The 12,435-nt window shown below is 59.7% G+C and carries 9 protein-coding genes; 4 read left to right on the top strand and 5 right to left on the bottom strand.

Features of this window, described 5'->3' with window-relative positions; translation table 11 throughout:
• The first annotated feature begins 351 nt into the window (after nt 1–351).
• Nucleotides 352–1,377, top strand: a complete 1,026-nt coding sequence (locus BW14_RS02495) for a low specificity L-threonine aldolase (RefSeq protein WP_140489223.1) — start codon at nt 352–354, stop codon at nt 1,375–1,377.
• Between the two features lie 80 nt (nt 1,378–1,457).
• Here BW14_RS02495 and BW14_RS02490 read toward each other — a convergent pair whose 3' ends face one another.
• From BW14_RS02490 to BW14_RS02475, 4 genes are all read right to left on the bottom strand, one after another.
• Nucleotides 1,458–1,856 carry a hypothetical protein gene (locus tag BW14_RS02490; protein WP_140489222.1) on the bottom strand — a complete coding sequence of 133 codons (399 nt, stop codon included), beginning with the start codon at nt 1,854–1,856 and terminating at the stop codon, nt 1,458–1,460.
• Nucleotides 1,843–2,631, bottom strand: a complete 789-nt coding sequence (locus BW14_RS02485; RefSeq protein WP_140463857.1) for a serine protease — start codon at nt 2,629–2,631, stop codon at nt 1,843–1,845. The genes BW14_RS02490 and BW14_RS02485 overlap by 14 nt, the downstream gene beginning before the upstream one ends.
• Nucleotides 2,632–2,770: 139 nt before the next feature.
• Complete coding sequence (locus BW14_RS02480; protein ID WP_044089922.1) at nt 2,771–3,946, bottom strand: glycosyltransferase; 1,176 nt, start codon at nt 3,944–3,946, stop codon at nt 2,771–2,773.
• A gap of 125 nt (nt 3,947–4,071) precedes the next feature.
• On the bottom strand, nt 4,072–5,364 hold the full coding sequence (locus BW14_RS02475) for a pyridoxal phosphate-dependent aminotransferase (protein ID WP_140463855.1): 1,293 nt from the start codon (nt 5,362–5,364) through the stop codon (nt 4,072–4,074).
• 316 nt (nt 5,365–5,680) lie between these two features.
• Here BW14_RS02475 and purT point away from each other — a divergent pair, with 316 nt between their 5' ends.
• Nucleotides 5,681–7,006 (top strand): formate-dependent phosphoribosylglycinamide formyltransferase, encoded by a 1,326-nt coding sequence (gene purT, locus BW14_RS02470; RefSeq protein ID WP_140463854.1) that lies wholly within the window; start codon nt 5,681–5,683, stop codon nt 7,004–7,006.
• 7 nt (nt 7,007–7,013) lie between these two features.
• Here the strand turns inward: purT and BW14_RS02465 are convergent, their stop codons facing one another.
• Nucleotides 7,014–7,379: a VOC family protein gene (locus BW14_RS02465; protein ID WP_044089926.1), complete on the bottom strand. Its 366-nt coding sequence runs from the start codon at nt 7,377–7,379 to the stop codon at nt 7,014–7,016.
• Nucleotides 7,380–7,603: 224 nt separating this feature from the next.
• Between BW14_RS02465 and purC the strand changes: the two genes are divergently transcribed.
• Nucleotides 7,604–8,356 carry a phosphoribosylaminoimidazolesuccinocarboxamide synthase gene (purC, locus tag BW14_RS02460; RefSeq protein ID WP_044089927.1) on the top strand — a complete coding sequence of 251 codons (753 nt, stop codon included), beginning with the start codon at nt 7,604–7,606 and terminating at the stop codon, nt 8,354–8,356.
• 182 nt (nt 8,357–8,538) lie between these two features.
• Nucleotides 8,539–12,297: a phosphoribosylformylglycinamidine synthase gene (locus tag BW14_RS02455; RefSeq protein WP_140463853.1), complete on the top strand. Its 3,759-nt coding sequence runs from the start codon at nt 8,539–8,541 to the stop codon at nt 12,295–12,297.
• Nucleotides 12,298–12,435: the final 138 nt, after the last annotated feature.

Raw genomic sequence — 12,435 nt, 5'->3', positions numbered from 1 at the left:
GTTTATTGCGCGGAGGGGTTTTGTTTTTCTCAACAAGCGTACGTCTTTCCTAGGCTAAGGGTCCTTTCCTGGCTTATCGGTAGTACCACCACCCGGTTTCGGACTATTGGTTATCAGCTATCAGGTTTCCCGCTGTATGTTCGCGCATCAACGCAACAGCCGCGAACATACAGCCGATTCCGAGCCGCTAAGAGACCGCATGTTCGCGGCATCCTCGTTCGGACGCGAACATACAGCCGATTCCGCACCACTAAGAGACCGCATGTTCGCGGCATCCTCGTTCGGACGCGAACATACAGCTGATTCCCACACAATGTAGACTCGGGACTATCGCCTAGAGAGGGACTCCTGATGCTGTCTTTTGAAAACGACTACTCTCGCGCCGCGCATCCGTCGGTGATCGACGCCATAGCGCGCGCCAACGAACATCTGTACTCCGGATACGGCTCCGATGAGCTCACCGAACAGGCCAAGGCCAAGATCCGCGAAGCCTGCGGCAAGCCGGATGCGGATGTCTGGTTCCTGGTGGGCGGCACCCAGACCAATCAGGTGGTGATCGACACCATCACCCCGGCCTATGCAGGCGTTGTGGCAGTGACATCCGGACACCCCAACGTGCATGAAGCCGGCGCCATAGAGTTCTCCGGGCACAAGGTGCTCACCCTCCCCCACCACAATGGCAAGATGGATGCGCACGAACTGGACGAGTTCTGCAAGACCTTCTATGCCGACGGCAACTATGAGCACATGGTCTTCCCCGGTTCCGTGTACGTCTCGCAGAGCACAGAATACGGAACAATCTATTCCAAGGCCGAATTGGAGGCGATCGCCGAAGTCGCGCACCGCTACGACATGCCGCTGTTCGTGGACGGCGCGCGTCTCGGCTATGCGTTGACCGTCACCGGCGGCGACCTGTCGATGGAGGATCTGGCGAATATCGCTGACGTGTTCTACATCGGAGGCACCAAGGTGGGCGCGCTGTTTGGTGAAGCGGTGGTATTCACCAAACACAACACGCCGAAGCATTTCCTGACCCGCATCAAGCAGCATGGCGCCCTGCTTGCCAAGGGCTTTGTGCTGGGCGCGCAGTTCGATGCGCTGTTCACCGATGACCTGTATTTCACGATCGCACGCAACGCGAACATCGCCGCCGACCGTATCCGCGAAGCGCTCAAGACCAAGGGCTATCAGCTCACGTTCGAAGCGCCGACCAACCAGATCTTCATGACGATGGACCAGCCCACCATCGACCGCCTGACGCAGCATGTGAAGCTCGGCTTCACCGAGAAGGCCGACGATATGCATACCGTCATGCGCATCTGCACGAGCTGGGCGACCACGTCCGAAGAGGTCGATCAGCTCATCGCGCTGCTGTAAAAAACAAAAACCGGTGGTATATGCCAGACAGTAATACTCAGATACCAATCAGACATATACCACTAACGTAATTCGAGACTTCATGAATCAACTTTGATTACAATATTAGTGACAGATTGATCTACATTAATCACTCTCACTTCATGGTTATCATATTTGCATGAGCGAAATAAATCGCTACAAGATACATCCAATCTCCATTCCCCGTAATGCAGATTACCATGATATTGACCATTTTTATTCGTATAGTAAGCAACCAATGTCATTAATTGATTACTGTCAAGGGGAGTGAAGCTCACAGAATAGCCGCTTTGGGGAACATCGCTATCATCAACAACAGTAACTGTAACATCGGAAATCATTTCATTCTTAAAAAAATATAAAAGAGAAACAGAAGCAAGAATAATAATAATAATAATTAAAAAAATGATATTAATAACACTATTTCCGAAAGAACGATATTTCTTATTGTAACCCATCGTTATTCGCTTCGTTATATAGCTTATAAACACGATCATTAAACCTTGGGCTTAACAGTGTATGTTCTTGGCTAGGAACAGCCGACAGTACCCCATTCGCCCAACCTATACCTGTATTCTCATCATAAAGCTCAAGCCAGGGGCTGCCTGACGCACCATGCGCATCCACAAAAGAGCACCCTGAAGCCTTCAACACGTCATCCATATTGAACGGGTACAAAGTTTCAACTTTTGTCACACACGACTGCGGATCTTTATTGTTTCCTGGATTCTTAGGATATCCAACAATTCGAGCAGTAAAACTACCAAGATTCGAATGACCAAAACCATGGCCACCAAAAACTTCAACCGGCTTGCCCAGATAATCGGGCATTACAGAAGACACACTAATAAAACCAATATCATTAGGAACATCATATACAGATAACGATTGAGTATTGGCATTATTAATCCAGTCTGTAAATACTCGAGCAGTACCCATAGCATACATCTGCGTGTTTCCGCCAGACGGTGACGCATTAGGTACAAACATAAACTTAGTATACCAACCACTCCCACTTCCCCCATGTAAACAATGGGCAGCTGTCATCACCAATTTCTTAGAACTACTATTAACAAGCGAAGCTGTACAGGCTCCCTGCTTCTCCCCATTAACGAAGAACAACAATCCAGTAGGGCGAGCCGAACTGTCAGGATTAAATCCTGAGCGCGTTTTTAACCCTAGCGGCACAGCGGGTGGCACTGAATGGAATGTAGTTGTTATTTCTTTATCCACGTAGTATTCATCAGTTAAACATTATCAACATGGAAAAAATGTAAGTTACCACAAAGCACAACGTAGTATCGCTAACAAAAATCGTCCACATAGTTGATTTGCATATATCCCATGCTTCATCTATTCACATAGCGCTATCTCATTCCTCGATGGCCTCGCGCTCCATGTCCACGAACTTGTGCACGGACGCCTCTACGGAATAGTGCTCCTTGGTGTTCTGGGCGTACCTGGCACCCCATGCGACCCGTTCGCGCTGATGGGCGATCCACCAGTCGATGCGTCGGGCCAGCAACGCCGCGTCCCGCACCGGGAACAGTGACTCATCAAGCAGTGCGAATTGGCTTGCGGCAGACAGCTCGGACGCGGCGATCACCGGGACCAGGCCGCAGGCCATCGCCTCGATGACGCTCACCGATTCGATGTCCGCTATGGAGCAATGCACGAACAGGTCGCCGGATCGCAGCAATTCCGGCATGTCGGCATGCTTATGGAATCCGATGTCCGCCTTGCGCGCAAGCAACCTGCCGGCGCGGAACTTCAGATAGTGCTTCAGCGGGCCGGTGCCGGCGATGACCAATTGGATGTCCGCGGCATGGCGGGACATGGACACCGCCTTGATCAACGTGATCTGGTCCTTCTCGCGCGCGAGGCGCCCGGATGCGATGATGCGGAAAGGCACCGGCGACGCCGCATCAGGGTCCTCTGACGATTCGGCGGGGGGCTTCGGCGTGTAGACCGGCGAGTACCCGTTGGAGATCACGTGCAGCTTCGCCTGATACCCGTGCGAGCGCAGCAGGCTCGCCGTCATCTCGGTCGGCACGTGGATATGGTCGATGCGCTTGTACAGCCAATGCTTGAACAACCAATACAGAAATCCGGAGATGCCGGGGATATGACGCAGCGGCCCTGCGGAATACAGGACGTTCTCTGGCTGCAGATGGAACCCGGCGGTCACCGGGATGCCCATCTGACGGGCCACTTTGGCGGCATGACGGCCGAATTTGAACGGCATATAGACATGCACCACGTCCACGCCGCGGAATGCGGTGCGGAACAGGGTGTCGCTCGGCTGCGCGAACTGCATGAGCTGTTTGGAGGCCACCCAGGAGACCAACGGCACCTTGTTCACGCGTGCAGGGTATTCGGGAGCGCCGATGCCCACCAGCCGCACATGATGTCCCTGTCGCTCAAGTTCGGCGGCCCATTGCAATGCCGAGTTCGACGTGCCGTTGCCCTGATTGCCGACGGTATCCACCACCAAAGCGATGGTCAGCGGCCTGTCGATGCTCTCTTCACCAGTTCCGTTTTCGTGCATTGCCTTAGTGTAAGCCCCATGCGCTCCATGGCCCACCCGCAATCATGATGCAACGGGGACGTACCGTGAACAATGGTGTGGCGTATAACGAATTGTCTAATTACCTAGGCAACCCAGCCGATGGCTTATCGCAGATCATCCAACACTCGGCGTATGCGAGAGACCGCCTGATACAGATCAGCCGTATGCTTGAGCAGACTGATACGCACCCAGCCTTCGCCGTTCTCGCCAAAGCACGTACCGGGCATCAGCGCCACCCCAGCGGTGTTGAGCAGCCATTCGACGAATGCATCCGATACGCCGACTGCGGCATGCGTAACCGCTCCCTCAACTTCGGCATTCGGCAAGTCACCAGCGCCTGAACCACCAGCATCTGTATCGTCCACCCAACCCCGCTGCCCCGGTATGCGAGCCCATGCGAACAATCCACCGTGCGATTGGGCGACGTCCAGACCACTGCCGTCCAATCCGTCGCGCACAACCTCGAACCGGTGCTGGTATTGCACCGCCAAGTCTTTCGCGGTGGACTGGTCGGAATTCAACGCGATCGCCCCGGCCTGCTGGATGACGCTGGATGCCAGCACGGCGGTCTGCCGGTGCACCGCCTTGACCGCGCCCAGCACCTCGGCGTTGCCCGCCACGAAGCCGCCTCGCCACCCGGCCACCATGAACATCTTCGACAACGACCCCAATTCCACCGCCACATCCAGCGCACCCGGCGTCTCCAGTAGACTCAGGGAATGGGCCTCACCGAACTCAAGACCGGCATAGGCAAAGTCATTGAGCACGATGAAACCGTATCGCTTCGCCAGCCGAACCGCCGATGCATACAGTTCGGGCGACGCCACGGCACCGGTGGGATTGTTCGGATAGTTGAGTATCAGCAGTTTGGCACGCTCCCACAATCCGGCATCCACGGCATCCAAATCCGGCAGAAAACCGTGTCCTGCGTCGGCTGGAATCGTCTCGAATCTGCCTCCGGCGACGGAGGTTGACCCCTCATACTGCGGGTAATAAGGGTCTACTGCGACCACGGTGTCGCCCGGGTCAATGAGCGCCTGAATCACAGTGGCGATGCCCACCGACGAACCGGATGTGGCAAGCAGCTGTGTTGCGGGATCCACAGTCACACCATGCTCGCGCTCATACCAGCCGGCGATGGCGTTCAGATATTGCGGTACGCCATCGAACGGCGGATACCGGAACAGCCCTGGGTCATGGGCGGCTTGGGCAAGTGCGTCCTGCACGAACACAGGCGGCTGACCATCCGGGTTGCCTTTGCTCAGATCGATGATGTCATGTCCTGCGGCAATGGCGGCCGCGGCGCGTGCGTCGGCTTCGGCGAAAGGGTTGCCGGGGAGTCCCACCGCTCTTCTGGAAATCAGTTCAGAAACCAGTGCAGCGTCCTGCGCCGACATACCGCATCCCCCTTTGTCTGTCGTGTTGACCGCCTGAATCCTGGCGAACCTTCGGTCATCGAACCACTTAGCCGTCAAACCGCCTGAACTGCTCAGGCTGGCCGCCTGTTGGGCGTATGAACCTATAAGGCCAGCCGAGCATCCCCTATAACGTTGGCCCGACCGCGCTGAACAAATCGGCCGGTGATTCATACGGTACGGGAGGTTTGTTCCATATGCAATGGCGCGCCTATACGTGATGCTTATAGCAGGTTACAGTCTGCAACCGTCGTGGGACTCAAGAGGGAAATCATCGCGGTATGGCAGAATGTGGGGTATGACTGAGCATGCCGTGAACGATTCCGCAAACCTCGACTCCCCCGCGACCGCCAACGCCCCCGCTGTCGGCCGCCCGCTGGGCACGCCGCTGGGCAAGCGCCCCACCCGCGTACTGTTTCTCGGCGCGGGCGAGCTGGGCAAGGAGGTGACCATCGAACTGATGCGTCTGGGTGCCTGGGTGTGCGCCGCCGATTCCTATGCAGGCGCGCCGGCCCAGCAGGTGGCGCATGAGTATCGTGTATTGGACATGGCGAGCGCCGCCGATTTGCAGGCTCTGTTCGACGAGGTGAAGCCGGACATCATCGTGCCCGAGGTGGAGGCCATCGCCACTGATGTGCTGGCGGGTGCCGCCAAGGCCGGCGCACAGGTAGTGCCGAGTGCCGAGATCGCGGCGATCTGCATGGACCGCGAGCGTCTGCGCGTGCTCGCCCACGAGGAGCTTAGCCTGCCGACCACCCCGTATCGTTTCGCCGGCTCGTTGGAGGAGCTGCGCGCAGGTGCTTTGGAGGTCGGCTATCCGTGTGTGGTCAAGCCGGTGATGAGCTCGTCCGGTCACGGCCAGTCCGTGGTGCGTTCCGCCGACGCGATTGACGCAGCATGGACTGAAGCGCAGGAAGGCCGTCGCGCCGCCGGCGAGGGGGATGTGTCGCGCGTGATTGTGGAGGCGCTGGCTCCGCTGGACTATGAATTGACAGTGCTTACGGTGAGCTCGTCGGCCGGGATCGTGACGTGCGCGCCGATCGGCCAGCGTCAGGAATCAGGGGATTACCGCGAATCATGGCAGCCGGCCGTGGCGGTAAACGGCGATGCCGATCTGTCTGTACTTGACCGCGCTCATGACATCGCCCGCGCCGCCGTGGAGGGGCTTGTGGCCCGAGCACAGACCGCAGGCGAGACCGGCTGGGGCGTGTTTGGTGTGGAATTGTTCGTGCTGACCAATGGTCGCGTGTTGTTCAACGAGGTCTCCCCTCGCCCGCATGACACTGGCATGGTGACGATGGCCTCACAACGGCTCAGCGAGTTCGCGCTGCATGCCCGGGCGATTCTGGGCCTGCCGGTCACGCCCGAGCATGTGGCGCTGACGTTGCGCAACGGTCAGGTGGCCGCCAGCCACGCCATCGTGGTGGAAGGCGAAGGCGAGGCGGTATTCACGAACGTCGCCGAGGCGCTGGCCGAGCCTGACACTGATCTGCGCATCTTCGCCAAGCCCGAGGTACACGGCCACCGCCGTATGGCCGTTGCGCTGGCCATCGGTACCAGTGAAGCCGATGCCCGCGCCAAAGCCGCACACGTCGCCGACGCACTGACGATTACCGTGGAGTAGCAACCAATCAGCTCAGCATGGCCTCGATGTTGTTGCCATCCGGGTCATGGATGAAGGCGGCGTAGTAGGTCGGGCCATAGTTCGGACGAGGACCGGGCTGGCCGTTGTCCGTGCCGCCGGCCTCGAGCCCCGCCGCATGGAATGCCTTGATGGTGTCCTCATTCTCGGCGCGGAAGGCCACGTGCGTCGGCACGACCGGATTGTCGCCTTTCGGAGACTCCAGCCAGACGCTGTCGCCATCCTCGTCGTTGGCAAAGCACACGGCACCCGGGTATTCGGCCTTCTTCACGTAACCGAGCGGGGCCAGCAGCTTCCCGTAGAATTCCGCACGCTCGTTAGCGTCCTTGACGAACAGTCCAATGTGATCGATCATGACGAACCTCCTTGTATCATTACGTCACTTCCCATTATCGCCTTTGTCGTGATTGATATCCGCGATTCGCCGATAATTCGTCTCAGAGGTCAAGATTCCTTCATCTCAACCACGGACGCCAGGAACAGGCGCTCCGTACATGTCGGATATCCCCGGCGATTGGTACCCTTTTTACCGTTAGTTCACCCAGAAATCCGCTCTTCAGCACGATTTGGAAGGCAGTCATGGAGAAACTGGAAAAGCTCTACGAGGGCAAGGCCAAGCAACTGTACGCAACCGACGATCCCGAGATTCTGTGGGTCGAATACAAGAACACCGCCACCGCCGGCGACGGTGAGAAGAAGGAAGACTTCACCGGCAAGGGCCGTCTGAACAACCTCATCACGACCATCATCTTCGACCTGCTCAAGAAGCGCGGCATTGACAGCCACCTCGTCAAGCGTGTGAACGCCACCGGCCAGCTGGTGCGCAAGGTGAACATGTTCCCGCTCGAGATCGTGCTGCGCAATGTGGCCGCCGGTCACTTCTGCTCGCGTCTCGGCGTGGAGGAGGGCCTGCCGCTCAAGGAGCCGGTGCTCGAGTACTTCCTGAAGAACGACGATCTGCATGATCCGTTCGTCAACGACGATGACCTGGTGGCTCTGGGCGTCTGCACCCGCGAGGATCTGGCCGAGATCGCCCCGCTGGCCCGCAAGATCAACGAGGCCCTGATCGAGATCTTCGCCAAGATCGACGTCAAGCTCGTGGACTTCAAGATCGAGATGGGACGCGCCTCCGATGGCACGCTGCTGCTGGCCGACGAGATCACCCCGGATTCCTGCCGCCTGTGGGACCAGCGTGACCATTCCGGCAAGGTGGAGCACCTGGACAAGGACCTGTTCCGCCGCGGCCTCGGCTCGATCATCCCGGCCTACGAGGAGATCGAGGAGCGTCTGGCCGAGCTGGCCAAGTCCGAAGGCATCGAAGTCGCCGAGTGACGCACACGCTGCAACATACCGCATTTGGCTCTCCTCGGTGAGGGAGCTGTCAGTGACGCTGATTTGAGGGGAGGACCAATGGTCTCGCAGCCACGGCTCCCATCGGTCATCTACCACGTCAGCTTCCCTCATCGAAGGGAGCCAAATCCATTCCAGCTTTGATTTGTTGAGAAAGGAACCCCATGGTTTTCCGCGTGTACGTGGAGAAGAAACCCGGCTTTGATGTCGAGGCGCAGCAGCTTGCCGGCGAGCTGCGCACCATCCTGGGCATCAGCGGCCTGAAGGCCCTGCACATCGTGAACCGTTACGATGCGGAAGGCATTTCCGAAGACCTGTTCAATCAGACCGTGCCCACCGTGTTCAGCGAACCGCAGGTGGATAACGTGTCCTACGATCTGCCCGATTTCGGCGACGCCAAGGTGTTCGCCACCGAATTCCTGCCCGGACAGTTCGATCAGCGCGCCGATTCGGCGGCCGAATGCATCCAGCTCATCTCCCAAGGCGAGCGTCCGACCGTGCGTTCCGCGAAGCTGTACGCCCTCGAAGGCAATCTGACCGATGCGGACATCGAGACCATCAAAAAGTACGTCATCAACCCGGTCGAGGCGCGCGAGGCCAGTCTGGACACCAAGGCGACCTTGAAGACCCAGGTACCTATGCCGGGCAAGGTGGAGGCCATCGCCGGATTCAACGAGATGGACGCGGCCGCGGGCCAGCGGTTCATCGACGAACGCGGGCTTGCCATGGATCTGGCCGATCTGGAATTCTGCCAGCGGTACTTCACCGAGGAGGGCCGCGAGCCCACCATCACCGAAATCAAGGTGATCGACACCTACTGGTCCGACCACTGCCGCCACACCACGTTCGGCACCGAGCTGGACGAAGTGGACATCGACGACGCCGTGGTCAAGGCCGCTTTCGACCGCTACATGGCGATGCGCCATGAGCTGGGCCGTGATGCCAAGCCCGTATGCCTGATGGACATGGGCACGATTGGCGCCAAGTGGCTCAAGAAGAACGGCATCCTGACCGGTCTCGACGAGTCCGAGGAGATCAACGCCTGCACCGTCAAGGTCAAGGTGGATGTGAACGGCGAGGATCAGGACTGGCTGTTCCTGTTCAAGAACGAGACGCACAACCACCCCACTGAGATCGAGCCGTTCGGTGGCGCTGCCACCTGCATCGGCGGCTGCATCCGAGATCCTCTATCCGGCCGCTCCTATGTGTATCAGGCCATGCGCGTCACCGGTGCCGCCGATCCGACAGTGCCGGTGTCTGAGACGCTGGAAGGCAAGCTGCCCCAGCGCAAGCTGGTGACCACCGCTGCCGCCGGCTATTCCTCCTACGGCAACCAGATCGGCCTGGCCACCGGTCAGGTGGACGAGATCTACCATCCCGGCTACGTGGCCAAGCGTATGGAGGTGGGCGCGGTCGTGGCCGCCACCCCGGCCGACCATGTGCGCCGCGAGACCCCGGCCCCCGGCGACAAGATCATCCTCCTGGGCGGTCGCACCGGCCGTGACGGCATCGGCGGCGCCACCGGCGCTTCCAAGGCACATAACGTGGAGTCGCTGGAGCTGGACGGCGCCGAAGTGCAGAAGGGCAACGCTCCGGTCGAGCGCAAGCTGCAGCGCCTGTTCCGTCGCGGTGACGCCTGCCGCCTTATTAAGCGTTGCAACGACTTCGGTGCGGGCGGCGTGTCCGTGGCGGTCGGCGAACTGGCGGACGGCCTGTATGTGGATCTCAACACCGTGCCCAAGAAGTACGAGGGCCTGGACGGCACCGAGCTGGCCATCTCCGAATCGCAGGAGCGCATGGCCGTGGACGTGGCCGCCGCCGATGTGGACGAGTTCCTGGGCTATGCCCGCGAGGAGAACCTCGAAGCCACGGTGATCGCCACCGTGACCGAGGACCCGCGCATGGTGATGACCTGGAACGGCGACGAGATCGTGAACCTCTCCCGCGAGTTCCTGGCCTCCAACGGCGCATCCAAGCATCAGGTCGTGCACGTCGAGGCGCAGCAGGCGTACGAGGTGCCGGCCGAATGGCGTTCCGGCTCGCTCGCCGAGCGTATGCACGCGCTCGTCACCAACCTCAATGTGGCCTCCAACAAGGGACTCTCCGAGCGTTTCGATTCCACAATCGGCGCGGGCACCGTGCTCATGCCGTTCGGTGGCGTCAAGCAGCTCACCCCGAACGAGGCCATGGTGGCCAAGTTCCCGGTGTTCGGCGAGACCACCACCGCCTCCGCGATGGCTTGGGGCTTCAACCCGTACATCATGGAGAAGAACCAGTTCACCGGCGCATACCTGTCCGTGGTCGAATCGCTGGCCAAGCTTGTGGCAGCCGGCTTCGAACACGAGAAGGCATACCTGAGCTTCCAGGAGTACTTCGAGAAGCTGCGCGACGAGCCGGAACGCTGGGGCAAGCCCACGGCGGCCGTGCTTGGCGCGTTGATGGCCCAGGTGGACCTTGGCGCCGGCGCGATCGGCGGCAAGGATTCCATGTCCGGCTCCTTCGAGGATTTGGACGTGCCGCCTACGCTCATCTCCTTCGCCGTGGCCGTGGGCAACATGAAGCGCGCCACCTCCCCCGAGTTCAAGGGTGCCGGTCACCGCATCGTGCGCATCGCGCCACGGTATTTGGCCGACGGCCTCACGCCGGACAAGGATGCGCTGCTCGACGCGTTCGCGCTGGTCGAGGAGCTGACCGACCCGTCGCACCACACCGCGCTGGCCGTATCCACACCGGGCTATGGCGGCACCGCCGAGGCCCTATTCAAGATGACCGTGGGCAACGGCATCGGCGTGGACCTCAACGACGGCATCGCCGTGGACGACCTGTTCGCTCCCGCATACGGTTCGTTCATCGTGGAGCTTGCGGACAACGAGAAGATTCCGGCGGTCTCCAACCTGGTCGAGGTGGGTGAGATCGGTGTGACCACGGAGGGTTATGCCTTCCGTGCCGCCGGCGAGACCATCGATCTGGCTCACCTGCAGAACGCATGGGAGGGCGGCATCGAATCCGTGTTCCCGTACCGGTCCAAGGGCGCGGAAAAGAACCAGACTGTGGAGACCATCGATTTCCACACCGAGGCATCCGGCGTGAAGAAGACTGTGTACACGGGTGCTTCCGTGGCCAAGCCGCGTGTGATCATCCCCGTGTTCCCGGGCAACAACTGCGAGTACGATTCCGCCGCCGCCTTCGAGCGCGCCGGTGCCGAAGCGCACACGCTGATCGTCAACAACCTCACCCCCGAGGCCGTGGCCGAATCCGCCGCAGCGCTGGTGGAGGAAATCAACAAGAGCCAGATCGTGATGATTCCTGGCGGCTTCTCCGGCGGTGACGAACCGGACGGCTCCGCCAAGTTCATCACCGCGTTCTTCCGCTCCCCGGCCGTGACCGAAGCGGTGCGCGACCTGCTGAAGAACCGCGATGGTCTGATGCTCGGCATCTGCAACGGCTTCCAGGCCCTGATCAAGCTGGGTCTGGTGCCGTTCGGCGACATCGTGCCGATGACCGCCGAATGCCCGACGCTGACGTTCAACACCATCGGCCGCCACCAGAGCCGTCTGGTACGTACGCGTGTGGCCTCCGACCTGTCCCCGTGGCTGGCCAAGACCTCGGTCGGCGACGTGCACACCGTGGCCATCTCCCATGGCGAAGGCCGCTTCGTGGCCTCCGACGAGGTGCTGGCCAAGCTCAAGGCCAACGGCCAGATCGCCACGCAGTACGTGGACGAGGCCGGCGTGCCGGGCATGGATCTTGCCGTGAACCCGAACGGTTCACTGCTCGCCATCGAGGGCATCACCAGTCCGGACGGCCGCGTCTTCGGCAAGATGGGTCATTCGGAGCGTTCCGGCAACGGCCTGTACGCCAACGTGCCCGGCGACAAGGTCCAGCCGATCTTCGAGGCCGGCGTGGAGTACTTCACCGCCTGATGCGCATCTGATATCCGCCAGATGAATACGGAAAGGCTGTTGCCTGCCGGAAGAGACTGAGTTTCCGGCAGGCAACAGCCTTTCCGTTTTTCCAGATATTTCGGACTCCCCCTTGGCTCAGGGTCGCAGTGGAGTAGA

This window comes from Bifidobacterium sp. UTBIF-68 (assembly GCF_006408855.1).
Lineage (GTDB): Bacteria > Actinomycetota > Actinomycetes > Actinomycetales > Bifidobacteriaceae > Bifidobacterium > Bifidobacterium reuteri.
The sequence above is the reverse complement of the archived record's forward strand: the minus strand, read 5'-3'. Positions and strand labels throughout refer to the sequence as shown.